This is a genomic window from Rhizobium sp. C104 (assembly GCF_022354505.1).
Lineage (GTDB): Bacteria > Pseudomonadota > Alphaproteobacteria > Rhizobiales > Rhizobiaceae > Rhizobium > Rhizobium redzepovicii.
Genome location: NZ_CP092348.1, coordinates 2291798 through 2315006 on the forward strand (window position 1 = coordinate 2291798; position 23209 = coordinate 2315006).

General features: G+C 62.8%; 18 protein-coding genes and 3 pseudogenes. 8 read left to right on the top strand and 13 right to left on the bottom strand.

Annotation, left to right across the window (positions count from 1 at the left end; all coding sequences use genetic code 11):
- Nucleotides 1–229: 229 nt before the first annotated feature.
- The 4 genes and pseudogenes from MF410_RS12520 to MF410_RS12535 all read right to left on the bottom strand — a co-directional run bounded on the left by MF410_RS12520 (nucleotide 230) and on the right by MF410_RS12535 (nucleotide 3716).
- Nucleotides 230–607 carry a Na+/H+ antiporter subunit C gene (locus MF410_RS12520; RefSeq protein ID WP_097627671.1) on the bottom strand — a complete coding sequence of 126 codons (378 nt, stop codon included), beginning with the start codon at nucleotides 605–607 and terminating at the stop codon, nucleotides 230–232.
- Nucleotides 607–1026, bottom strand: a complete 420-nt coding sequence (locus tag MF410_RS12525) for a Na(+)/H(+) antiporter subunit B (protein WP_097627669.1) — start codon at nucleotides 1024–1026, stop codon at nucleotides 607–609. The genes MF410_RS12520 and MF410_RS12525 overlap by 1 nt, the downstream gene beginning before the upstream one ends.
- Nucleotides 1026–3385: pseudogene (locus MF410_RS12530) on the bottom strand (putative monovalent cation/H+ antiporter subunit A). Before MF410_RS12530 ends, MF410_RS12525 begins: the two are co-directional and overlap by 1 nt.
- 115 nt (nucleotides 3386–3500) lie before the next feature.
- On the bottom strand, nucleotides 3501–3716 hold the full coding sequence (locus MF410_RS12535; RefSeq protein WP_097627665.1) for a hypothetical protein: 216 nt from the start codon (nucleotides 3714–3716) through the stop codon (nucleotides 3501–3503).
- 189 nt (nucleotides 3717–3905) lie between these two features.
- Here MF410_RS12535 and msrB point away from each other — a divergent pair, with 189 nt between their 5' ends.
- A complete protein-coding gene (gene msrB / locus MF410_RS12540) occupies nucleotides 3906–4319 on the top strand; it encodes a peptide-methionine (R)-S-oxide reductase MsrB (protein ID WP_097627663.1) in 414 nt (137 codons plus the stop codon).
- 184 nt (nucleotides 4320–4503) lie between these two features.
- Here msrB and MF410_RS12545 read toward each other — a convergent pair whose 3' ends face one another.
- The 4 genes from MF410_RS12545 to MF410_RS12560 form a co-directional block, all read right to left on the bottom strand.
- The gene (locus MF410_RS12545; RefSeq protein ID WP_097627661.1) at nucleotides 4504–5205 is read right to left on the bottom strand and encodes a pentapeptide repeat-containing protein; all 702 of its coding nucleotides are present in this window, start codon (nucleotides 5203–5205) and stop codon (nucleotides 4504–4506) included.
- A 139-nt stretch (nucleotides 5206–5344) separates the two neighbouring features.
- A complete protein-coding gene (locus MF410_RS12550; RefSeq protein ID WP_097627659.1) occupies nucleotides 5345–5854 on the bottom strand; it encodes a GNAT family N-acetyltransferase in 510 nt (169 codons plus the stop codon).
- A gap of 99 nt (nucleotides 5855–5953) precedes the next feature.
- Nucleotides 5954–6622, bottom strand: coding sequence for a hemolysin III family protein (locus tag MF410_RS12555; protein WP_097627657.1), 669 nt, complete (start codon nucleotides 6620–6622; stop codon nucleotides 5954–5956).
- Between the two features lie 126 nt (nucleotides 6623–6748).
- Nucleotides 6749–7168, bottom strand: coding sequence for a universal stress protein (locus MF410_RS12560; RefSeq protein ID WP_097627655.1), 420 nt, complete (start codon nucleotides 7166–7168; stop codon nucleotides 6749–6751).
- Between the two features lie 189 nt (nucleotides 7169–7357).
- Between MF410_RS12560 and MF410_RS12565 the strand changes: the two genes are divergently transcribed.
- From MF410_RS12565 to MF410_RS12575, 3 genes and pseudogenes are all read left to right on the top strand, one after another.
- The gene (locus MF410_RS12565; RefSeq protein ID WP_179867139.1) at nucleotides 7358–8323 is read left to right on the top strand and encodes a VOC family protein; all 966 of its coding nucleotides are present in this window, start codon (nucleotides 7358–7360) and stop codon (nucleotides 8321–8323) included.
- A 175-nt stretch (nucleotides 8324–8498) separates the two neighbouring features.
- Nucleotides 8499–9665 (top strand): AI-2E family transporter, encoded by a 1167-nt coding sequence (locus MF410_RS12570; RefSeq protein ID WP_097627653.1) that lies wholly within the window; start codon nucleotides 8499–8501, stop codon nucleotides 9663–9665.
- A gap of 18 nt (nucleotides 9666–9683) precedes the next feature.
- Nucleotides 9684–10975, top strand: a pseudogene (locus MF410_RS12575) (FAD-dependent oxidoreductase).
- 27 nt (nucleotides 10976–11002) lie between these two features.
- Here MF410_RS12575 and MF410_RS12580 read toward each other — a convergent pair.
- Both MF410_RS12580 and MF410_RS12585 read right to left on the bottom strand, forming a co-directional pair.
- Nucleotides 11003–11791: a polysaccharide deacetylase family protein gene (locus MF410_RS12580; protein ID WP_097627649.1), complete on the bottom strand. Its 789-nt coding sequence runs from the start codon at nucleotides 11789–11791 to the stop codon at nucleotides 11003–11005.
- Nucleotides 11792–11882: 91 nt separating this feature from the next.
- Complete coding sequence (locus MF410_RS12585) at nucleotides 11883–12272, bottom strand: DUF930 domain-containing protein (RefSeq protein ID WP_003587774.1); 390 nt, start codon at nucleotides 12270–12272, stop codon at nucleotides 11883–11885.
- A 253-nt stretch (nucleotides 12273–12525) separates the two neighbouring features.
- On the opposite strand from MF410_RS12585, the gene MF410_RS12590 reads away from it, so the two are divergent.
- Together MF410_RS12590 and MF410_RS12595 are read left to right on the top strand one after the other, a co-directional pair.
- Entirely contained in the window at nucleotides 12526–14634 is a 2109-nt protein-coding gene (locus tag MF410_RS12590; protein ID WP_097627647.1) for a S9 family peptidase, read from the top strand.
- A gap of 31 nt (nucleotides 14635–14665) precedes the next feature.
- Nucleotides 14666–15184 carry a DUF1697 domain-containing protein gene (locus tag MF410_RS12595; protein ID WP_097627645.1) on the top strand — a complete coding sequence of 173 codons (519 nt, stop codon included), beginning with the start codon at nucleotides 14666–14668 and terminating at the stop codon, nucleotides 15182–15184.
- A gap of 58 nt (nucleotides 15185–15242) precedes the next feature.
- Here MF410_RS12595 and MF410_RS12600 read toward each other — a convergent pair whose 3' ends face one another.
- A complete protein-coding gene (locus tag MF410_RS12600) occupies nucleotides 15243–16685 on the bottom strand; it encodes an MFS transporter (RefSeq protein WP_097627643.1) in 1443 nt (480 codons plus the stop codon).
- Nucleotides 16686–16945: 260 nt separating this feature from the next.
- Here MF410_RS12600 and MF410_RS12605 point away from each other — a divergent pair, with 260 nt between their 5' ends.
- Entirely contained in the window at nucleotides 16946–18448 is a 1503-nt protein-coding gene (locus MF410_RS12605) for a YdiU family protein (protein WP_097627641.1), read from the top strand.
- Between the two features lie 142 nt (nucleotides 18449–18590).
- Nucleotides 18591–20930 (top strand): glucose/quinate/shikimate family membrane-bound PQQ-dependent dehydrogenase, encoded by a 2340-nt coding sequence (locus tag MF410_RS12610; RefSeq protein ID WP_097627639.1) that lies wholly within the window; start codon nucleotides 18591–18593, stop codon nucleotides 20928–20930.
- A 222-nt stretch (nucleotides 20931–21152) separates the two neighbouring features.
- On the opposite strand, the pseudogene bla reads toward MF410_RS12610, so the two are convergent.
- Both bla and dmeF read right to left on the bottom strand, forming a co-directional pair.
- Nucleotides 21153–22042, bottom strand: a pseudogene (gene bla, locus MF410_RS12615) (class A beta-lactamase).
- Nucleotides 22043–22170: 128 nt separating this feature from the next.
- Nucleotides 22171–23190 carry a CDF family Co(II)/Ni(II) efflux transporter DmeF gene (gene dmeF / locus MF410_RS12620; protein ID WP_097627635.1) on the bottom strand — a complete coding sequence of 340 codons (1020 nt, stop codon included), beginning with the start codon at nucleotides 23188–23190 and terminating at the stop codon, nucleotides 22171–22173.
- Nucleotides 23191–23209 lie beyond the last annotated feature (19 nt).

A 23209-nucleotide genomic window follows, 5' to 3' on the forward strand; every position in this document is an offset into this window, starting at 1 on the left:
ACGCGAGGGGCGTGCCGTGGGATGCCCCCCTCTGCCCTGCCGGGTATCTCCCCCACAGGGGGAGATCGGCAAGACGCGCGCCCTTGCCGATATATCAATTGCACCCCCAGCCGCTTCGTCTATCTCAGGCATCTGACGAGGGTGAGACTTCGCCCCCAGCCGATCTCCCCCTTGTGGGGGAGATGCCCGGCAGGGCAGAGGGGTGTAACCGCCAGCACCAACATCTGCATCAATACCCCAATGGCGGCAGCGGCCGGTCGTCGGGCTCGGCGGCGCGCATTTCGCTGGTGTCGTCGGTGCCGAGATCCTGGTAGGCGCGGTAGGTCAGCACCAGCAGAAAGGCGAGGAAGGAGAAGGAGATGACGATCGCCGTCAGGATCAGTGCCTGCGGCAGCGGATTGGCGGTGCCGGCGGGCAAGGCGTCGAGACCCGCCGGGATGATTGGCGGCACCTCGCGCGTCAGCCGGCCTGAAGTAAAGAGCAGGAGGTTGACGGCATTGCCGAGGATGGCGATGCCGAGCATGATGTGGATCGTGAATTTCGACAGCATCAGATAGATGGCGGCAGCGAAAAACAGGCCGACGAGGATCGCCAGAAGCGGCTCCATCATTCCACCTCCTTTTCTTCCAATGTCAGCGCGATCGAGGTGATAGCGCCGAAGACGACGAGATAGACGCCGACGTCGAAGAGCATGACGCTCGACAGTGGCACTTCGAGACCGAAAAGGTTCGGATAGACCCAGAGGCCGGTCATGAAGGGAACGGCAAAAAGGATGGAGAGAAGGCCTGATAGCGTCGACAGCAGCAGGCCGAAGCCGGCGATCGACAGCGGATGGAAGAAAAGCGCGCGGCGAACGGCGGCAACACCAAGAGCAATGCCATAGATCGCCAGTCCCGAAGCGGCAATCAACCCGCCGATGAAGCCACCGCCCGGCTCGTTATGGCCGCGCAGCAGCACGAAGACGGAGAAAAGCAGCATCAGCGCGGTGAGGAACGGGGCAATGGTGCGGAAGATCAGGGTATGCATCAGCCCTCGGCCTCCACTGGATCATTGGCGGCAAGCTTGCGCTCCGTGCCGGCGCGGATGCGGATCAGCGCCAGGATGGCAAGGCCGGTGACCGCGACGACGGCGATTTCGCCGAGCGTATCAGTGCCGCGGAAGTCGACGATGATGACGTTGACGACATTGGCGCCATGGGCAATCGTTTTCGAATAGGCGTTGAAGAACACCGTCAGCGCATCGTTGAACGGCACCTGTGTTGCCCGCATCAGCATAAGCGTGAAGCCGAGGCCGCAGACGAGCGCAAGCGCGCCGTCGAAGAGCCTTCGGCCAAGCGGGCGCCGATCGTCCGGGGAGAGGCGGAGCCTGGTCATGACCAGGGCGAGGATGACCACCGACAGGGTTTCGACCATGAACTGGGTGAAGGAGAGATCCGGCGCCCCGAACAGCAGGAAGATGATAGCGACGGCAAGACCCTGAATGCCAAGCGAGACGATTGCCGTCAGCCGGTCGCGGGCGACGAGCACGGCGGCAAGGCCGACCGCAGCGATCAGCAAAACCGCCCATTCATAGAGCCGGACATCCGCCGGCCAGGCTGGAAGCTGCGGCAATTCACCAAAGACGACGGGGGGATGATGAGGATGGCGGCGACCGAGAGGAAGGTGCAGGCGATATAGATTTGCAGCCGCCCCGGCTGCAGAATACGCATGGTGCGGGCGGCGAAGCGGACAAGGCCCGATATGGCAAGATCGAATCCGTGATCCGGCCCGCGCCCGGCGGCGCGCAGGAAGATCGCCATCGCCACGCGGGCGAGGGCGAGCTGCCAATAGACGCCGATGCCGAGAAGCACTGTCAAAGCGGAGACCGCCAAGGGCACGCCTGGATGCAGCGCCAGCGAAATGTCGATCTCAGCAGGGGTCTGGCGGATCGCGGCTGATATCGGCGACGACAGGGCAGCGTGCGTGAAGCTCGAAAAGATCGCGGCAAGCAGGCCGAGGGCAGCGAGAACGGCCGGGCCGAGCCAGAGCAGGACGGGCGCTTCGTGCGGATGTTTCTCCGTCTCCACCGGCCGGCCGAGAAAGGGTTTCAGCGCCACGGCGAAGGCGACGGCAAACATCAGCGCATTGCCGAAGACGGTGATGGTAGTGAAGGTAAGCGCGCGGACATCGCCGCCGGTGAGTGCCGTATAGATCTCCTCCTTGGCGAGGAAGCCGAAGAAGGGCGGCAGGCCGGCCATGGAGAGGGCCGCCGCAAGTGCGATGACCCACGTCAGCGGCATCGCCCGCCCGAGGCCGCCGAGCCTGGTGACATCGCGCGTGCCGGTCTCGTGATCGATGATCCCGGCGACCATGAACAGCGCACCCTTGAAAAGGCAATGCGCCACCAGATAGAGCGCTGCCGCCTCCACCGCATGTTCGGAGCCGAAGCCGATCAGCATGACGAGCAGGCCGAGCGAGGAGACGGTGGTATAGGCGAGCTTGAGCTTCAGGTCGGCCTCGCCGATGGCGAGCGTGGCGCCGACCACCAGCGTCAACCCGCCGAAGAAGGGCAGAAGGATTTCCCAGGCGGGGGTCGCCCCCATGACGGGATTGAGCCGCATCAGCAGATAGACACCCGCCTTCACCATCGTGGCCGAATGCAGGTAGGCCGACACCGGCGTCGGCGCCTCCATGGCGTTCGGTAGCCAGAAATGAAAGGGAAACTGCGCCGACTTGGTGAAGGCGCCGGCAAGAACCAGGATAAGGGCAGCGAGATAGAACGGGCTTTCGCGCACGGCATCGCCAAATGCCATGAGCTGCGACAGCTGCGTGACGCCCGATATGTTCCAGAGCAGCAGCAGGCCGGCCAGCAGGCAGAGCCCTCCCCCGCCGGTGACGACAAGCGCCTGCAGGGCGGCGCGGCGCGCCGCCTCGCGCTCGTGATCGAAGCCGATCAGCAGGAAGGAGGTGATCGACGTCAGCTCCCAGAAGATGAAGAGCATCAGGAAACTGTCGGAAACGACGAGGCCGAGCATCGCCCCCATGAAGAGGAAGATAAACGAGAAGAAGCGGCCCTGATCCTTGTGTCCCTTGAGATAGCCGCCGGCATACAGCACGATCAGGGTGCCGATGCCGGTGATCAGCAGTGCAAAAGCCAGCGACAAGCCATCGAGAAACCAGGAGAAGGACAGATTGTAGCTCGGTACCCAGGCATAACCGCCGGCGACGACCTCACCGCGCGCGATCGCGGGCACGAAACGCAGGAAATGCAGAAAGGCGAGCAAGGGCGCGAGCGCCAGAAACCAGGCACCGTTGGCGCCGAAGATGCGGATGACGAGAGGAGCGGCAAGAGCGCCGACAAGCGGCAGACACAGGGCCAGAAATGTCAAAGCCGTGACATCGGCCATATCTCCTCCCCAACAGCGATAAACGACGCACCAGCGAAAACCGGCCTGTCTTCTGACTTAGGCGAAACGGGAGGGCGTCTCAAGCGATTTCGGCCGCAGGAGCTATTCGACGTAATCAGGCGGCCGATCGGGAAAGACGGGTCAGCAACCGGACAACGCAGCCGTGCAGGATAAAGACCAGAAGCGTCAGCGGCCACAGCAGGCAGGCGAAAAGCCCCGCCAGACGATGGAGCGTCAAGCCGTCATGGTTGGCCCAGCCCTCCAGGAGCGTGACCGCCATGGCGGCTGCGGCTACGAAGCCGTAGAGCAGGACGATTGCTGCTTCAAACACCAGTGATTCCCCTATACACGTAACATTAACCCTAACAGAAAACCCCTAACGGATGTAAGAGCAGGCGCCCTCCCCAAAAAGCGGTACATGGTCAATGGGGCGGGATGGTGCCCAAGTCTTGATGAACTGTCGACGGCGCACCACATTTTCTGGCAAAACGGAACCGCCCCTCGGCGAAAGGAGCATGGCATGTCCGAAACCGCAACCACCGCCAAGATCCACAAGACCGATGCGGAATGGAAGGAGCAGCTCACCCCCGAGCAATACCGCATCACCCGCCAGCACGGCACCGAGCGCGCCTTCACCGGCCCCTATTGGGATTCCTTCGAGACAGGGCTTTACCGCTGTGTCGGCTGCAACGCCCCGCTGTTCCGCTCCGACACGAAGTTCGACGCCGGCTGCGGCTGGCCGAGCTATTTCGAAGCCGTCTCGCCCGATGCGGTGACCGAGCATCGCGACACCGCCTTTGGCATGGTGCGCACCGAAATCCGCTGCGGCAGCTGCGAAGCCCATCTCGGCCACGTCTTCCCCGACGGCCCGCCGCCGACCGGCCTGCGCTACTGCATCAACGGCCATTCCATGGTGTTTGAGCCGGGGCAATAGACGTTCGGCGCAGGAGGCAACCTGCCCTTCATTCGCCTGTCGGCAACTTCTCCGTTCCACGATACGTCTCGTATCGCACGTCCCCTCGCCCCGTTTCTACGGGGAGAGGGAGAGGGTGAGGGGCAAGCTTTCGGCGCAAAACCGGGCCTACAGCGCGACGGTCCGGCTGGCGAGTCTTGACCGATCACTCATGCTCGGCAGGGCATGGCCAGGTCGTCGGCGCAGAGAGGCCGGCGGGGAGCTTGGTCGAGGTGTCGCCGCAAGCAAGGTCGATCTGGGCTTGTTCGAGGCCGGATGCCGCCGAGAGGTCGAGGCCTTCGATGCGGGTGAGGAACATGAAGGCGCGCTCGAAGATCGCCGGGCCTTCCAAACTTGCGCCGGAGAGATCGGCACGGGAGAGATTGGCGAAAGAGAATTTCGTGCCGGTCAGCACCGCCTTGTCGAAATCGGCGCGACCGAGTTCGGCTTTTTCGAAGCTCGCGCCGGCAAGCCTGGCGCCGGCGAAATTGGCTCGCTGCAGCTCGGCGCCGGCGAAGGAAGCGCCTTCGGCGATGATATTGGCGAAGCTGGCGCGATAGGCTTCGATTTTGGCGAAGCTGGCGCCTTCGGCGTGTGCGCCCTCGAGCGAGGCGCGCACCAAAGTCGCCTTTTCGAGATTGGCGGATTTGACGTTGGCGCCGGCGAGATCAGTCAGCGAGAAATCCGTGCCGACGAGGTTGGCACCTTCGAGATCACTGCCCTGCAGCATCAGGTTCTTCTTGGTGCATTCCTGCCAGTCGAGCTTCGGCGAGGCCAGGCTGCCGCAATCGGCGGCCCGGGCGGCGACCGGCGGAAATGCCAGAAGAGCGAGGGCAAGGAGACCGAGCGACGATCCGTGCTTTGCCATTGAACTGTTCACCTCCATACCATTCTAAGGCCACCCTCGAAGCCGGTCGCCTCTACTTTCTTACACAGCTCTGACTACAATAAAAAGATGGAGAGCGCCGTTGACAATGGCAATGCCCGGGGGCCCGAGGGATGCCGGATTAGGCCGAAGGCAGGCGAAGCTCCATGCAGGTGAGGTCCAGCCAGCGGCCGAATTTGGTGCCGACCTCGGAAAATCTACCGGCGATGCGAAAACCGAGCTTTTCGTGCAGCCGGATCGAGGCGGTGTTCTCGGCCTCGATGCCGGCGATCATCACATGAATATTGCCCGCCGCGGCGCGGACGATCAATTCGCGCATCAGCCGCTCGCCGATGCCGGCGCCGCGGCAATCCTTGTCGACATAGACGGAATGCTCGACGGTGTGGCGGTAACCGTCGAAGGCGCGCCAGTCGCCATAGGAGGCATAGCCGGCGACCTTGCCCGACAGCTCGGCGACAATGACGGGAAAGCCGCGGGCCTTGCGCGCCTTCATCCATTCCCGCCGGTTTTCGAGATCGACTAGCGTCTCGTTCCAGATCGCCGTCGTGTGTTCGACGGCGTGATTGTAGATATCACGGATGGCGGGAAGATCGGTTTCGGTGGCGTCGCGGAGGAGGACGGTGTCTTTCATAATTGCCTGTTCGTTTTGTCTGCGACAGGCGGCATACGCCCTGCCCCAAAAGATGTAAACGGCGGATCCACCTGCGAGAGACGCCGGGCGCGATCTTTATCAGACGCCCGGCGCCGACAGGCTGAAACAGGTGAAGACGGCCGAATAGTGCACGGCCGCGGCGGTGACGACGAAACCGTGCCAGATGGCATTCTGGAAGCGCAGCTTCTCCCAGACATGAAAGATGACGCCGAGCGAATAAATGACCCCGCCGATGACGATCAGCAGCATCGAGGCGGAGGGAATGCGCGAGGCGACAGGTTCGGCCACCAGCACGCCGCTCCAGCCCATGGCGAGATAGAGCAGGATGGCGACACGGTCGTAACGGCCGGGAAAGACGCATTTCAGAATAATGCCGGCAGCAGCAAACAGCCAGATCGCCACCAGCATGAACAGAAGCAGCGGGTCGTCTGCGCCGCGTTCGAGGAAGGGCGTGTAGGTGGCGGCGATCAACAGGAAGATCGCCGAATGATCGAAGCGGCGCAGATACCATTTGGTGCGCGAGACCGGCCACGCATTATAGGAAAAGGAAATGGCTAGCGTCAGCACCAGCCCGACGCCATAGATCCAGGCGGCGGCGAGCGCGCCGTAGGAACTCCAGAGCGTGGCGTAGAAGATCAACACCGTGGCGCCGATCAGCGCCAGCACGAGACCGACGCCATGGACGATGCCATCGGCGATCAGTTCGTATCTGTCGTAAGCCCAGCGAATGCCGTTGAACTCGGCCATGCACGCCAATCCGTTTCAGACCCAATGGCAATCGTCGCATCGAACGAACGGGTGCGCAACTGCGGCGAAGTGCACAAGCGGTCAATCTTCGTAACAGGCTGTCTGGCGCCGAGACGGCTCGCGCAATCAGACCTTTTGCCGGTCGACGAGCACAGAGCATTTCGCGTGGCGCACGACCCGGTCGGCGGTAGCGCCGATGAAGTAGTTGGAAAAATCCGGAACATGCGAGGCGACAATTATGAGGTCGGCGCCGTAGCTTTCGGCGGTCGAGATGATGGCTTTGGCGGGCGGACCGTTACGGATCTCGACGGTTGCCGCGATGCCGGTTTCTGTTATTAGCGCCTTCAGCTGGTCGCGGCTGTCCTGCATGGCATCCTCGACCATATTGGCCGGCAGTTCGATCGCGACATAGGTCGGGACATCCTCGATGACGTTGAGTGCGACGATCTCGCCGCCGTCGTCGAGCAGCGATGCGGCCTTGCGAAGGATTTTTTCTCCCTTTTCGATGCCCCCGAGCGCGATCGCTACGATGATCTTCCTGTACATGGCTCCCTCCATGACTGAGATGTATAAGTATCCTCTAAAGAAGATATGGACGCATTCACCGCGATCAAGTGGGCGCAAGTCATCGTCAACACCCGCTCAACACTTCATCATCAAAAACGGGTCTTCTGTGAACAATCGCGATCCGCCATATAGAGATCAGGTACGGCGGCTGAGAGGAGACAGAGGCGAATGAACCGGCGAAACTTCCTCGGCCTTGCTGCAGGCGGCACATTTGCCGCCACCGCCGGCACGCCTTCCTTTCAACAGGACAGATCACAGGCAGGAGACCAATCCATGACGACCGAAACTTCCTACGCGCTGACGCGGCCCGCCTATATCGACCAGTCGCATCTCGTCGTGAAGGACCTTGCTCTCGTGTCCGGCTTCTATCAATCGATGCTCGGCCTGAAGGTCATCGAGGAGACGGCGAGCGGCCAAGTGCTGGGTGTCGGCGATCTGCCGCTGCTGACGCTAACGACGGCCAAGGATGCCGCGATCGCGCCGCGCAACGCGGCCGGCCTTTTCCACACCGCCTTCCTAATGCCGGATCGCGCCGAACTGGCGCGCTGGCTGCGCCATGCGGCCCAGAACAATGTCGTGCTCGACGGCGCCTCGGACCATCTCGTCAGCGAGGCGATCTATCTGTCCGACCCGGAAGGCAACGGCATCGAAATCTATGCCGACCGGCCGCACGAGCAATGGAAATTCCAGCAGGACGGCATGGTGGAGATGGCGACGCTGCGCCTCGACCTGCAGGCGCTCTACGACAGCGCACCGGACGAACGCTGGGGCGGCATGGCGGCGGGAACGGCGATCGGCCACCTGCATCTGCAGGTCGGCGACATCCCGCAGGCCGACGCCTTTTATCGCGACGTGCTCGGCCTCAAGCTGATGGCGAGCCGTCCCGGTGCCAGTTTCTTTGCGACCGGCGGCTACCATCACCATCTCGCCGCCAATATCTGGAACAGCCGGGGTGCCGCCGCCCGCGCCGACAATATGACCGGACTTTCGGACTACAAGGTCCGGTTCAACGACAATGCGACGCTGGATGCGGCGATCTCCAAGCTCGATGCGCTGGAGATCAAGAGCGAGAAGCGCGATGGCGGCACCTTCCTCAAGGATCCCTGGGGTATCGGCCTGACGCTTTCGGCGTAATTTCCCAAGCGCGAATCAGCCCGAAACGGCCGAAAACATTCGCGCCATGCGGGCAAAACAATGCGTATGAAGAGGTGCCGCGTGCGGTTTGCCGGCTAGCCCTTTGCCTCAGGGAACCGGAACCGCGTCGGCGCGTTTCGGTCACGAAGCAATGAGCTTCGGGGGACCTCACCGCATGGGCATCGCCAATGGCATCCGCAAACAAGCCAAGAAGATTGCGATCGGCGAACGCCGCACCAGCGCCTGGGCGCAGACACTGAAGGAGGCAGCCGAAGAGCTGCCGCCGGCACCGCTGCACCGGCTTGAGAAAGACGGCCTGGATATAAGCATGGCCTGGGCGATCATCGGCATCTTCGGAATTCTCTTCCTTGCCGCGGTCTATCTGATGTCGCTGATCCTCATCCCGATCACACTTGCCGTCGTCGTCGGCATGATCCTCGGCATGGCGGCAGAAAAGCTCAGCAAGATGGGAGTGCCGCGGCTTGCCAACGCCTTTATCCTGTCAAGCAGCGTGGCGCTGGTGATCTTCCTGCTCATCAACTCGCTCGCCGATCCGCTGATGACGTTTGCCAATGAGGGCCCGGCCTTCGCCGAGCGAATGATAAACCGCGTCATGCCTTATCTGGAGCGAATCCGATGGCTGCATATCACGCCGGCGACATTTGAAAGCGGGTCGATGTCGATCGGTGCGCTGCTCGAAAACACCGGCAACGTCCTGCACGTGGTGACGAGCAGCCTGACGCCGGCACTGGTGCAGGGGATGATCTTCTTTGCGGCGCTGCTGTTCTTCCTCGCGGGTCGGGTCAACCTCCGCAAGACGATCATCATGACCTTCCGCACTCGCACGCAGCGCCTGGCCGCCATCCGTGTCATCAACGCCGTCGAGCAAGTGCTCGGCTTTTATTTCGCGACGGCCTCGCTGATCTATGTCGGACTCGGCGTTGTCATGACTGTCATCGCCTATGCCGGCGGGTTGTCGGCGCCGGTGCTCTGGGGCTTCTTCGCCTTCCTGTCGAGCTTCATCCCCTATCTCGGCATCACGCTGATGACGCTGGCCGTCGCCGTCGCCGGCATCCTGACCCATGATGGCCTCCTCGTCGGCCTGATGCCGGCCGCAGCCTTCTTCACCGTGCATCTCCTGATGGAAAACCTGATCTTCCCGGCGGTGATGGGACGGCGGTTGGAAATCAATCCTTTCGTCGTCTTCCTCGCCATCCTGTTCTGGACATGGATGTGGGGTGCCGTCGGTGCCATGCTGGCGCTTCCGCTTTCGCTAATCGTCATGACTGTCATCGACGAAATACTGATCGAGGAAAAGCCGCAGCCGCAATTGCCGAAATGATCAACCGGGGAGATAGTGGTGGCGTCTGATCTCACTCTCAACGAATCCGATCACGACCAGATGGTCAGCGGTCGATCGCTCTGGGGAAAAGCGGCATTCGGCCGGAATGGCGGCCGATCGAGCAGAGCTTTTCCACCGACATCGCCGTGATCGGCGGCGGCATCACCGGCGCCCTGGTTGGCGAACATCTGACGGCGCGCGGTTTTTCCGTTGTTATCATCGACCGGGAGGAGCCCGGTTTCGGCAGCACTGCGGCGAGCACCGCGATGTTGCAATGGGAAATCGACAGCACGCTCACCGAACTTGAGGATTATTACGGCTTCGAACGCGCCGCCGGCATTTACCGCCGCAGCGGAGCAGCGGTCGCCGGCCTTTCCAAACTGATCGCCGCACACGGGATTGCCTGCGGTTTCCGGCCGCGCAACACGCTCTATCTCGCCGCCAACCAGGAAGGCGCGCGCGAGTTGCTGGAGGAGCGCCAACTTCGCCGCCGGGCCGGCCTGCCCGGCGTCTATCTCGAACATCCCGACCTCTTCACCCAGTTCGAACTCGATCGGGATGGGGCAATCTATTCGCCGGGTTCGGCCGAGGCCGATCCGCTGCTTCTGACCTGGGCATTGATCGAAATGTCCGTCCGGCGCAGCGCGCGGCTGGTCAATGCTTCCGTCACCGCGCTTCACAGTGAAGGCGATCACGTCACGGCCGAGACGGACGGAGGCCACGTCATCGAGGCGCGGCATGCCGTGCTTGCCACCGGCTATTCGATGCCGGGCCTCTACATGCCGAAGCTGCACCGCACCAGTTCGAGCTGGGCGCTCGCCACCGTACCCCAGGACCCGGCAAATTTCTGGCGCGAGAGGGCGCTGATATGGGAGGACAGCCACCCCTATCTCTACATGCGCACGACAGAGGACAATCGCATCGTCGCCGGCGGCGAGGATGACGGCACGGCCGATCCCGAAGCCCGCGACCTCAAGCTGCCGGCCAAGATCATGGCGATTCGCGAGAAGATAAATCGGCTATGGCCGAAAGCGGATACGCGGGTGGAGCACGCCTGGTGCGGAACCTTCGGCGAAACCGCCGACGGCCTGCCGCTGATCGGCCCGGTGCCCCATATGCCGCATGTGTTCGCAGCCTACGGCTACGGCGGCAACGGCATCACCTTTTCTTATCTCGCCGCCCAGATGATCGGCGCGATGCTGGCCGGCATGCATCGCGACTGGTTCGAGGATTTCGCGCTCGACAGGGATGGGCCGGGGCTGCGACGGTTTGGAGAGGATAGGCTGGGGGCTGGGCATGAGTTGCGGTAGAGGCCACGGCCACCGTTAGCCACAAAACTACTCCGTCGTCTTGTCGTCACCCATATCCTCGACATCCTCCAGACGAACGAACTCCGTCCCCTTCATCTTGAGATCGACCAGAGCCTTCGCCACCCCCTCGCCCGCCGCATGGGTCGGCTGGTTGATGTGCGAGATGACGACGTCGCCGTCCTTGGCCGAGGCGATGCGTTTTTCGGTGATGACGGCCCCGAGCAGCGAGCCGCCGTCGCCGTTTACCGAATAACCGGCGATGCGATAGCCCATGGCGCGGATCTCGCCGATGGCGGACAAGTCATATTTGGCGGTCGAGCCGCGGAACCAATGTGGCGCGGGAATGCCCGCCGCGGTCATTGCCGCGGCGCCGCCCTCGACCTCCTGCTTCACCGCCTGCGGCGAGCCGGCCGAGGCGATGCCATAGACTAGCGTCGGCGTGTCGATGGCCGGGATATGGTTCTCTCCGTGATTTTCGAGTTCGAAGAGATCAGGGTTCTGCAGGAACACGGCAAGGGCTGCGGGGTTGTGCTTCAGCCAGCGGGCGGTGACGAAGATCGTCGCCGGGATGCGCGCACGCACCAGCGTCGACAGGATGCGCTCGTCCGCCTGGCCCATGCAGGCATCGAAGGTCAGCGCAATGCGGGCATGGCCTGATATGTTGGAGCGGGCAATATGCAGATGCGGCTCGACGAGCTTTACCGCTGGGCTCTTCATGAGCGGAGCGGCGGCGGCCGGCAGCGGCGGCGCTTCGGCCGCGCACAGCGTAGACAGGCCGGCCAGAAGAAACGCCGAAGCAAGCAAGATGCGGTTCATGAAAGGACTTCTACGATTCGATCGGCCAAGTTTAGCGACTGCATTCGTCCAAAACCATGTGGCCTGTTAGCGCAGTCAATGGGACAGGCGATCAATCGTAGAGATAATACTTGTCCCACTTCTCGCGCGGCACCTTGTCGCCGATCTGGTAATTCAGTTCGCGCACGTTGATATGCTGCGGGCCGGTGATGCAATTGTAGGAGAGATGGTACCAGTCGCCCTTGCTGCGGAAAACGGCGCCCGGCGCCTGCAGCGAATTGTCGCCGGGGATCGGGTCCTTGAAGGTATAGGCAATCACCTTGTCGGGCTTGAAGCCGGCGCTGTCCTGGTTGATGCGGCTCATTGCCTCAGTGTCGCAGCTCTGTTCCAGGCGGGTGGAGGGATCGAGTTTTTCAAGCTGCTTCTTGATGGCGGGATCGACGGCAAAGGCAGGGGCAGCAAGGCTGACGAGGGATACAAACAGGAGCAGATGTTTCGGCATTGCGGAGAAATCCCTTGCTGTTGTCCATTCTTCACCCTGCCACAGGCAGCTTGCCGGGGGCTTGGCACGTGTAAATTTCGCTCTGCGATAGCGGACATTCTTAAATATTGTGGTGACATCAAGGCAAGGCCGGCAGGGTGACCTCCAAGCCTGTGGAAGCCTATCCACCGCCTTGACGCAGCCTTGCCGCTTGATCCGGGACCAGTGCGCCTCTATCTCTTGCCAACCCGATATCCCGATCCGGAGCCATTCCTTGTCCGTTTTCAACAGCCTGCCGACACCGCCTGCCGCACCGAAGAAGCCCGTCTCCGATACGCGCCACGGCATTACCCGCACGGACAATTATGCCTGGCTGCGTGCCGACAACTGGCAGGCGATGTTCAAGGATCCATCGATCCTCGACCCGGAGATCCGCCGGCATCTCGAAGCCGAAAACGCCTATATGAACGCCGCGATGGAAGACACCAAACCGCTGCAGAAGCTGCTGTTTTCGGAAATGCGCGCCCGCATCAAGGAAGACGACAGCTCGGTGCCGGTGAAGGACGGCGCCTATGCCTATGGCACCTCCTACGTGACCGGCGGCGAACAGCCGCGCTATTTCCGCATCGCCCGCGACGGCGACGTCACTGATGAGACGATCCGCACGGTGCTGCTCGACGGCGACAAGGAGGCATCGGGCAAGGCCTATTTCCGCCTCGCCGGCCTCGACCATACAACCGATCACAGCCACGGCATCTGGGGCTATGACGACAAGGGCTCGGAATTCTACACGCTGAAGGTCCGCGATCTCGCAACCGGCGAGGACCTTGCCGACCGGATCGAGAACACCGGCGGCGGCGGCGTCTGGGCGCCCGACGGCAAGAGCTTCTTCTATTCGGCTCTCGACGAGAACCACCGGCCTTCCAAGGTGTTCCACCATATTGTCGGCCGGCCGCAATCGGAAGACCGGCTGGTCTATGAGGAGGCCGATGCCGGCTTCTTCATGGGCGTCGGCGGGTCGCTGCTCGACGATGTCATCTATATCGACATTCACGATCACGAAACCAGCGAATACCGGCTGCTGTCGACCAAGGACCTCACCGCTGAGCCGAAGCTGGTGGCGGCGCGCGAGGAAGGCATCGAATATTCCCTGACCGAGGGCGGCGATATCTTCTACATCCTAACCAATGACGACGGCGCCAAGGATTTCAAGATCATGGAAGCGCCTGTCGACAATCCAGGCAAGGAGAGCTGGCGCGAAGTCGTTGCCCACAAGCCCGGCACATTGATCATCAGCCACATGGCCTATGCCCGCCATCTTCTCTGGCTGGAGCGCAAGGACGGGCTGCCGCAGATCATGATCCGCGATCGGGCGACCGGCGGGGAACATGCGATCGCCTTCGCCGAGGAAGCCTATTCGCTGGGGCTTTCGGGTGCGGCGGAATACGACACGGATGTCATCCGCTTCTCCTATTCCTCGATGACGACGCCGTCGCAGCTCTACGACTACAACATGGTGACGCGCGAGCGCACTCTGTTGAAGACGCAGGAAGTGCCGTCCGGCCACAATCCCGACGACTACGTCACGCGCCGCGTCTTTGCCCCGGCGTGGGATGGCGAGAAGGTGCCGGTCACCCTGCTCTATCGCAAGGACACGCCGCTCGACGGCACCGCGCCTTGCCTGCTCTACGGATACGGCGCCTACGGCATCACCATTCCGGCCGGCTTCAACACCAATTGCCTGTCGCTTGCCGATCGCGGCTTCGTCTATGCCATCGCCCATATCCGCGGCGGGAAGGACAAGGGATTTTCCTGGTACGAAGACGGCAAGATGGACAAGAAGACGAATACCTTCAAGGACTTCGTCGCTGCCGCCGATTATCTGAATCAACAGAAGTTCACCTCTTACGCGAGGATCATCGCCGAGGGCGGCTCGGCCGGCGGCATGCTGATGGGCGCCGTCGCCAACATGGCGCCGGAGAAATTCGCCGGCATCATCGCAGCCGTCCCCTTCGTCGACGTGCTGAACACCATGCTCGACGACACGTTGCCGCTCACCCCGCCGGAATGGCCGGAATGGGGCAACCCGATCGACAGCCAGGAAGAATACGAGCAGATCGCCGCCTACTCGCCCTATGACAATGTCGGCGCCAAAGCCTACCCGCCGATCCTGGCGCTCGGCGGCCTGACCGACCCGCGCGTCACCTATTGGGAACCGGCCAAATGGGTGGCGAAGCTGCGCGACCAGACGACCGGCGCAGCACCCATCCTGCTCAAGACCAACATGGACGCCGGCCATGGCGGCGCCTCCGGGCGCTTCCAGCGGCTGGAGGAGATTGCGTTCGAGTATGCGTTTGCGATCAAGGTGGCGGGGAAGATGTGAAATCTTTAGAGGTGTGCCGAGGAAGAAGCAAATGCCGGTCTATATCGCCCTCCTCCGCGCCGTGAACGTCGGCGGCACCGGCGCCTTGCCGATGGCTGAACTCAAGACCATCTGCGAAGGCCTCGGCTTCTCAGACGTGAAAACATACATCCAGAGCGGCAATGTGCTCTTCCGCTCGGATGCATCCGAAACGGCCGTGGAGGAAAAGCTCGACGCGGCGCTCGGGCAGAAGTTGGGCAAGCGGCCGGGCGTCATGGTGCGGACCAGCAAGGCGCTCGAGGCGATTGCCGCCGACGCGCCCTTCCCTGATGCCAAGCCGAACTTCCTGCTCGTCTATTTCCTGCCGGAAAAGCCGCCCGGAAATGCGCTCGATAAAATGGTGGCGCCCGATGGCGAGGAAGCGAAGCTCGCCGCCCGCGAAATCTATGTGCATTATCCCAAGGGGTCCGGCCGCTCGAAGCTGAAGTTCCCCGCGCTGAAGTCCGGCACCTCGCGTAATCTCAACACCGTGCGCAAGCTTGCGGACATGGCGGCCGCGATGGAAGGCTGAGTGTCCAACGCAGAATTTGATTCAAGCGAGGCACCTCAAGCCTTTGTTTTATACATGGTCAATCCCTTGTCGTCCGTTTCGCCTTGTAGCCGCTGATCTCCTCGCCGGCGGTCTTGGAGAAGCGCAGGTTCCAGATGGTGGCGGTGATCGAGATGAGCGTGACGACGATGAAGGCTATGGAGAAATCGCCAAGCGACGGCGTTTCGACATTGTTGAAAGCCATCGAGCCGTGCAGCGCCAAGGCGCTGATGCAGATGCCGAGCGACAGCATGAGCTGCTGGAAGGTGGTGTAGAAGCTCGTGGCCGAGCTCATCCGTTCTTTCTCGATCTCGTCATAGGCGATGGTGTTATAGGCGGTGAACTGGAAGGACAGGAAGAAGGCGCTGAGCACCAGGACGATGAAGATCAGCGGCATCGGCCAGTCCGGCCGGAAGGCGGCGCAGAGACCATAACCGACGGTGCCGAAGATGCCGTTGAGGACGAGGCTGCGGCGGAAGCCCAGCCGGCTGAAGACGAACTTCGCCATCGGCTTCATGGCGAGCGCGCCAAGGGCGGTGGCGATGACGATCTGGCCGGCGGCGGCTGCCGACAGGCCAAAGCCGATCTGGAAAAGCAGCGGCAGCAGGAAGGGCTGGGCACCCTGGGTGATGCGCGTCAGCGAACCGGCGATCACCGAAGTGCCGAAGCTCGGCACCTTCATCAGCGAAAAATCCATGATCGGCGAGGGATGCCTGCGGGCATGCCTGAGATAGCCGATGCCGAAGATGAGGCCGACGGCGATCAGGAAGATCGAGAAGGCGCCCTCGCCCTCGTGGCTCGACATTTCGAAGCCGAAAAGCAGTGAGCCGAGCGAGAGGCCGGAGAGCACGAAGCCGATCGTATCGAAGGGACCGCTCGCCTTGCCCTTCACCTCGTCGATATAGATCGAGACGAAGATCATGCCGATGATGCCGACCGGCACGTTGATATAAAAAATCCAGCGCCAGTCGAGATAGGTGACGAAGAAGCCCCCGAGCGGCGGGCCGACGATCGGGCCGATCAGCGCCGGCACCAGCAACCAGGACATAGCGCTGACCATATCCTTGCGGGCAACGCTGCGCATCAGCACCAAGCGCCCGACCGGCATCATCATCGCCCCGCCTATACCCTGTAGCAGCCGCGCCAAGACCAGGAAGGACAGGGTCGGCGCCAGCGCACAGAGGATCGAGCCAATCACGAAGACGGCGATCGCCGCGCGGAACACGGTGCGGGAGCCGAAACTGTCGGCCATCCGGCCGCTCGCCGGAATGAAGATCGCCAGACTGAGCAGATAGGAGGTCAGCGCGATCGACATGGCCGGGGCGCTGACGGCGAAATCGCGCGCCATGGTGGGCAACGCGGTCGCCAGCACGGTCGCATCGATGTTTTCCATCAGCATAGCACTCGCGACGATCATCGCGATCACCCGGAAATTGGGCGCGGCGCGCCGAACCATCGGCGCCTGGTAAATCTGATCCGACATCTTCCGGGATCACTCACGGTGGCGCGGCGGAGCACACGAGGCTGCAGGGCCGCGGGGGATGACATGGCGTAACGCCAAGGGGAGACGATTTTCTATACGCCCGCGATCATGGCGGCGCTATGTCCTTTATGGCAAAGCTGCTTTGCCGAGAGGTAAAGGCAGATCACGATTCCTTGCATCGGCCCGCTCTTCGTGAAGGGCTGCGGGGTACTCATCCGAACCGGCTTGCGCCGCAGCCACCCCGGCCCTACCTATGAAGCATGACCTCCACGCTGCAGAAAAACCGGGCCGGCGCGCCCTTTCCATTCGACAACAGCTATGCCGGCTTGCCCGCCCGCTTCTTTGCGGCGCAGACGCCGACAGCGGTGGCCCAACCCTGGCTGATCAAGCTCAACGAGCCGCTGGCCGTCGAACTCGGCCTCGATGTCGAGGCGCTGCGCCGCGATGGGGCGGCGATCTTCTCCGGCAACCTCGTTCCCGAAGGCGCCGAACCGCTGGCGATGGCCTATGCCGGCCATCAGTTCGGCGGCTTCTCGCCGCAGCTCGGCGACGGGCGGGCGATCCTGCTGGGCGAGGTGATCGACCTGAGCGGCAGGCGCTACGACATCCAGCTGAAGGGAGCAGGCCCTACGCCTTTTTCGCGCCGCGGCGACGGGCGGGCGGCAATCGGGCCGGTGTTGCGGGAATATATCATCAGCGAAGCAATGTTTGCGCTCGGCATTCCGGCTACCCGGGCGCTAGCGGCAGTGACGACGGGCGAGCCGGTCTATCGCGAAGAAGTGCTGCCGGGCGCCGTTTTTACCCGGGTGGCGGCCAGCCACATCAGGGTCGGCACCTTCCAGTTTTTCGCCGCCAGAGGCGATACCGAGGGCGTGCGGGCGCTCGCCGATTATGTCATCGACCGGCACTATCCCGACCTGAAAGACGCCGACAATCCATATCTTTCACTGTTTTCGGCTGTCTCCGAGCGCCAGGCGGCGCTGATTGCCCGCTGGCTGCATGTCGGCTTCATCCATGGGGTGATGAACACCGACAATATGACCGTCTCCGGCGAGACGATCGATTTCGGCCCCTGCGCCTTCATGGACAACTACGATCCGGCAACGGTGTTCTCGTCGATCGACCAGCACGGCCGCTATGCCTATGCCAACCAGCCCGGCATCGGCCAATGGAACCTTGCAAGGCTCGGCGAAACGCTGCTGCCGCTGATCGACGAAGAGCCGGACGGGGCCGTCGACAAGGCAAATGCGGTGATCCGGGCATATGGCGAACGCTTCCAGGCGCATTGGCTGGCCGGCATGCGGGGAAAGATCGGCCTTGCCGGCGAAGAGGACGGCGATCTCGAACTGGTGCAGGCGCTGCTGTCGCTGATGCAGACGCAAAGTGCCGATTTCACCCTGACCTTCCGGCGGCTGTCGGATCTTGCCGGCGATATCGCCGGAGAGCCTGCTTTTGCCGCAAGTTTCCGGGAGCCGGAGGCCTGCGGATCCTGGCTTGCGCAATGGCGCGAGAGATTGTCGCGCGATCCGCAGACGGCCGCTGAGCGCGCCACGGCCATGCGCAGCGTCAATCCGGCCTTTATCCCGCGCAATCATCGAGTTGAACAGGCGATCGAGGCGGCGGTCGAGAACAGCGATTTCTCGCTATTCGAGGCGCTGCTGACAGTGCTGGCGAAACCCTATGACGACCAGCCCGGCTTTGCCGCTTATATGGAGCCGCCGAAGCCGAGCGAACGGGTGCTTGCGACCTTCTGCGGGACGTGAGCGGGTTTCCTACAACCATACCGTGACGTCTGCCTGCGGCAAATGCGGCCGTTGAAAGGCATCTCCTTCGCGCTATCTGGCTGATCGGCGGAGCTTTTCCGCCGCATCTTCACCCGGCTAACCTCAGCGGGAGACAGCCCTTATGGCGATCGTCATCACCTCCATCCTCTTCATCATCATCGGGCTTACGCTCGGCGGCGGCGGGCTGTGGCTCGTCACGCTCGGCGGCAGCGTCTTCTATCTCTTCGCCGGGCTTATGTTCCTGATCACCGCCGGTCTGCTTCTGATGCGCAAGGCGGTGGCGCTCTGGGTCTATGCTGTGCTCGTCGTCGCAGCACTCGCCTGGGCGATCTGGGAGGTGGGTTTCGACTGGTGGCAGCTTGGGCCCCGTGGCGGCATGATCATCCTACTCGGGCTCTGGCTGCTGACGCCGTGGATCCGCCGGCCGCTCGGCTTTCGCAGCCCGACGGGCATCATCTACGGCGCCAATCCCTGGCCGCTCGCCTTGCCGGTCATTCTCGCCATCGTCGTCGCGTTCTATTCGATGACGACGGATCCGCACGATCTTGCCGGCGAACTGCCGAAGGATGCGGTCGCCGCCAACCCCGCCTTCGGCGGCAACGTGCCGGATGGGGAATGGCACCAATATGGCCGCACGCCGTTCGGCCAGCGCTATTCGCCGCTCGACCAGATCACAACGGCGAATGTCTCCACCCTCAAGGAGGCCTGGCGATACCAGACCGGCGACGTCAAGCGACCGGACGATGTCGGCGAGACGACCTATCAGGTGACGCCGCTCAAGGTGAAGGACACGCTCTATCTCTGCACGCCCCACAACTGGGCGATCGCTCTCGACGCCAAAACCGGCAAGGAGAAATGGAAATATGACGCCAACTCCGGCATGAACCCCGACCGGCAGCATCAGACCTGCCGTGGCGTCACCTATTATGCCGATCCTGCCGTTGCCGCCGGCGAGCCCTGCGCCGAGCGCGTCTACCTGCCGACCTCCGATGCGCGGCTGATCGCGCTCGATGCCGCGGACGGCAAGGTCTGCACCGGTTTTGCCGACCAAGGCGTACTGCATCTGGAAACCGGCATGCGCTACAATCCGGCCGGCTATTATTATTCCACCTCGCCGCCGGTCGCGGTGGCGGGCAAGATCATCGTCGGCGGGGCGGTGAACGACAATTATTCGACCGAGGAGCAATCCGGTGTCATCCGCGCCTTCGACATCAAGACCGGTGCGCTGATCTGGAACTGGGATTCCGGCAATCCCGACGTGACAACGCCGCTGGCGGCAGGCCAGACCTATACGACCAACTCGCCGAACAGCTGGTCGGTCTTCAGCGTCGACGAGGCGCTCGGCATGGTCTACATCCCGCTCGGTAACCAGGTGCCCGACCAGCTCGGCATCAACCGCAGCGACAATGTCGAGAAATTCTCCTCCTCGATCGTCGCGCTCGACATCGCCAGCGGCCAGCTGCGCTGGGTGCGCCAGACCGTGCATCACGATCTTTGGGATATGGATGTACCGGCCCAGCCGGCGCTGATCGATCTGACCAAGCCGGACGGTACGGTGGTTCCCGCCCTCGTCGGCCCGACCAAGCAGGGCGATCTCTATGTGCTCGACCGGCGCAGCGGCGAGCCGATCATCCCGGTCAAGGAAATCGCAGCGCCCGGCGGCGCGGTCTCCGGCGATCACACCTCGCCGACGCAGCCGATCTCCGACCTCACCTTCTCGCCTGAGCCGCTGAAGGAAAAGGACATGTGGGGCGTGTCGCTGTTCGACCAGCTTGCCTGCCGCATCGATTTCCACCGATACCGCTACGAGGGCCGCTACACGCCGCCATCGCTTGTCGGCACGATCGTCTACCCCGGCAATTTCGGCACCTTCAACTGGGGTAGCGTGGCTGTCGATCCCGAGCGGCAGATCATGTTCGGCATGCCGACCTATCTCGCCTTCACCTCGCGCCTGGTGCCGGCCGCCGACATTCCGCCGAGAGGCCAGGACGAGAAGGGCAGCGAACAGGGGCTCAACCGCAATGACGGCGCGCCCTACGGCGTCTTCATGGGGCCGTTCCTCGGGCTTTTGAAAATCCCCTGCCAGGCGCCGCCATGGGGCTATGTCGCCGGCGTCGACCTGCGCACCGGCAAGATCGCCTATATGCACAAGAACGGCACCGTGCACGACATGACGCCGCTGCCCCTGCCTTTCAAAGTCGGCGTGCCCGGCATCGGCGGACCGATGCTGACCAAGGGCGGGGTCGCCTTCCTCGGTGCTGCGGTCGACAACTATCTCAGGGCCTATGACGTGACGAACGGGCAAGAACTCTGGCAGGCCCGGCTTCCGGCCGGCGGCCAGGCGACGCCGATGACTTATACGACAAGCGACAATAAACAATATGTCGTCATGGTCGCCGGCGGCCACGGCTCGGTCGGGACGAAGCCCGGTGATTATGTGATTGCTTATACGCTGCCGTGATGGAGGAGCGCGGGCTCCTTGCGGAAGCAAGACCCCTCCCCAACCCCTCGCCATAGGGAGGGACTAACCCGCGGTGGGGTCCTTGCGACCAGAATACGGTGTCACAAGCTGCATCGGCAGAAATGAAAATGCGACGGGCATCCCAGGGGTAGCCCCTCCCCTTGTGGGGAGGGGTTTTCCCGCGAACCTGACAGCTGTCGATCATGCCCTTTGCATTTGCACTCAAACCATCTCCACAATCATCCGCCCAACCTCGGCAAAGACCGGATTGAGCTCCTTCACCGGTACGGACGCTTCGGCGATATAGACGGTGGCGACGATCGGGCCGCGGTCGGGGGCCAGATGACGGCGATGTCGCCGAGGGAGCCGTTCGGGCCGGTGCCGGTCTTGTCGCCGACTTTCCACTCCGCCGGCAGGCCGGCCCGCAGCCGCTCGCCGCCGGTCGTGCTGGCCACCAGCCAGGCGATCAGCCTATCTGCGGAGGATTCGCTCAAGACCGAGCCAAGTGTCAGGTTGCCGAGCGTGTCGAGCATCGCATCCGGTGTCGTCGTGTCGCGCGGATCGTCCTTCCTTCCCTCGTTCAGTGTCGGTTCGGTGCGGTCGAGACGGGTGGTGCCGTCGCCGATCGAACGCAGCCAGTCGGTCAGCCCAGCCGGGCCACCAAAACTTTCGAGCAGCAGGTTGCCGGCCGTATTGTCGCTGACCGTCACCGCCGCCTCGCAGAGCTCGGCGACGGTCATGCCGTCGGCACCGGCATGTTTTTCGCTGAGCGGCGAATAGTCGACCAGCTTATCCTTGCCGTAAGTCACCCGCCGGTCGAGGCTCTCCTCGCCCTTGTCAGCGCGGGCAAGCACGAAGCCGGCGGCCAGCGCCTTGAAGGTGCTGCACATCGGAAAGGCCTCGCTGCCGCGATAGTTGAAGGAAATGCTCGTGTCAGTGTCGAGCACCGAGACGCCGAGACGGCCGCCAGTGCGTTTTTCCAGGGCCGCAAGACGCTTCTGGATGTTGTCGTCGTCCTCCCCGGCCTTGTCCTCGGCAATGGCGGGCAGGCCCGAAACAGGCAGGCAGAGCGCCGAGCCGATCAGCATGCGGCGGGTAAGACTGAGATCCATGACATCCTCCGGCGGTGAGGAGGACAGAGCTAAGGCGCGATTGCGGCGGCATCTCGTCCCCGCGGCAACCTTGTTGCCGCCGAGCGAGTAATTCGGCCGCCGAGCAACCTTGTCGTCCGCCGCGGCGATTACGCCGCGCGCGTGACCTCGACGGTCACATGCGACAATTCCGTCAGCGCCGTAAGCCTGCCCTTGTAGAAGGCCGGCTCTCTCGGCGCCGGGGTGACAACGGCGACGATGGCGGCGTGATGGCCGGGGCCGACCTGCCAGACATGCAGATCGGTGATCCGGTCTTCCTCCGTCTCGATCGCATGGCGGATTTCTGCCGGCAACGTCTCGCCGTGCGGCACGACGTCGAGAAGAACGCCGCCCGAGGATCTCATCAGGCTCCAGGACCAGTTGGCGATGACAAGGCCGCCGACGATGCCCATGATCGGGTCCAGCCAGAGCCAGCTATAGAGGCTGCCGAGCGTCAGCGCCGCGATTGCAAACACGGAGGTCATGGCATCGGCAATGACATGCAGATAGGCGGCGCGGATATTGTTGTCGCCTGGCTTTGCGTGATGATCGTGGGCGTGATGATCGTGGACGTGATCACCATGACCGTGATGGGCATGATCGCCGTGATGGCGCGCATGGTGACCATGCGCGTGATGACCGTGGTGATGCCCATGCGCGTGGCCGCCGCCAAGCAGCCAGGCACTGACGAGATTGACAGCAAGGCCGATCACCGCGACGGCGATCGCCTGGGCAAAACCGATCGGCACCGGATTTGCAAGGCGCAGCCAGCTTTCCCAGGCCATCAGCAAGGCGATCAGCGCAAGGATGATGGCGCTGGCGAAGCCGGCGAGATCCCCGAGCTTGCCGGTGCCGAAGGTGAAACGCGGATTGCGTGCCTGCTTGCGGGCAAAGAGATAGGCGAGCGCCGAAATCAAAAGCGCACTGGCATGGGTCGACATGTGCCAGCCATCGGCGACCAGCGCCATCGAGCCATAGGCGGTGCCGGCGGCAATTTCCGCCACCATCATCACCGCCGTCAGCGCGATTACCAGCCAGATGCGCCGCTCGTTCACCGCATGGTCGGCGCCGAGGAAGATATGATCATGTTCCAGCGCGTTCACTCCGGCATTCTCGATCCCGGTACTCATTACAGGCTCCTTCGTCACG

Coding starts and splice junctions, on each gene's coding strand:
- MF410_RS12545 (WP_097627661.1), bottom strand. CDS start 5,205: ATGGCAAAGCACGGATCGTCGCTCGGTCTCCTTGCCCTCGCTCTTCTG.
- dmeF (WP_097627635.1), bottom strand. CDS start 23,190: ATGAGTACCGGGATCGAGAATGCCGGAGTGAACGCGCTGGAACATGAT.
- MF410_RS12555 (WP_097627657.1), bottom strand. CDS start 6,622: ATGGCCGAGTTCAACGGCATTCGCTGGGCTTACGACAGATACGAACTG.
- MF410_RS12525 (WP_097627669.1), bottom strand. CDS start 1,026: ATGCATACCCTGATCTTCCGCACCATTGCCCCGTTCCTCACCGCGCTG.
- MF410_RS12565 (WP_179867139.1), top strand. CDS start 7,358: ATGAACCGGCGAAACTTCCTCGGCCTTGCTGCAGGCGGCACATTTGCC.
- MF410_RS12520 (WP_097627671.1), bottom strand. CDS start 607: ATGGAGCCGCTTCTGGCGATCCTCGTCGGCCTGTTTTTCGCTGCCGCC.
- MF410_RS12605 (WP_097627641.1), top strand. CDS start 16,946: ATGACCTCCACGCTGCAGAAAAACCGGGCCGGCGCGCCCTTTCCATTC.
- MF410_RS12550 (WP_097627659.1), bottom strand. CDS start 5,854: ATGAAAGACACCGTCCTCCTCCGCGACGCCACCGAAACCGATCTTCCC.
- msrB (WP_097627663.1), top strand. CDS start 3,906: ATGTCCGAAACCGCAACCACCGCCAAGATCCACAAGACCGATGCGGAA.
- MF410_RS12560 (WP_097627655.1), bottom strand. CDS start 7,168: ATGTACAGGAAGATCATCGTAGCGATCGCGCTCGGGGGCATCGAAAAG.
- MF410_RS12570 (WP_097627653.1), top strand. CDS start 8,499: ATGGGCATCGCCAATGGCATCCGCAAACAAGCCAAGAAGATTGCGATC.
- MF410_RS12600 (WP_097627643.1), bottom strand. CDS start 16,685: ATGTCGGATCAGATTTACCAGGCGCCGATGGTTCGGCGCGCCGCGCCC.
- MF410_RS12595 (WP_097627645.1), top strand. CDS start 14,666: ATGCCGGTCTATATCGCCCTCCTCCGCGCCGTGAACGTCGGCGGCACC.
- MF410_RS12580 (WP_097627649.1), bottom strand. CDS start 11,791: ATGAACCGCATCTTGCTTGCTTCGGCGTTTCTTCTGGCCGGCCTGTCT.
- MF410_RS12585 (WP_003587774.1), bottom strand. CDS start 12,272: ATGCCGAAACATCTGCTCCTGTTTGTATCCCTCGTCAGCCTTGCTGCC.
- MF410_RS12610 (WP_097627639.1), top strand. CDS start 18,591: ATGGCGATCGTCATCACCTCCATCCTCTTCATCATCATCGGGCTTACG.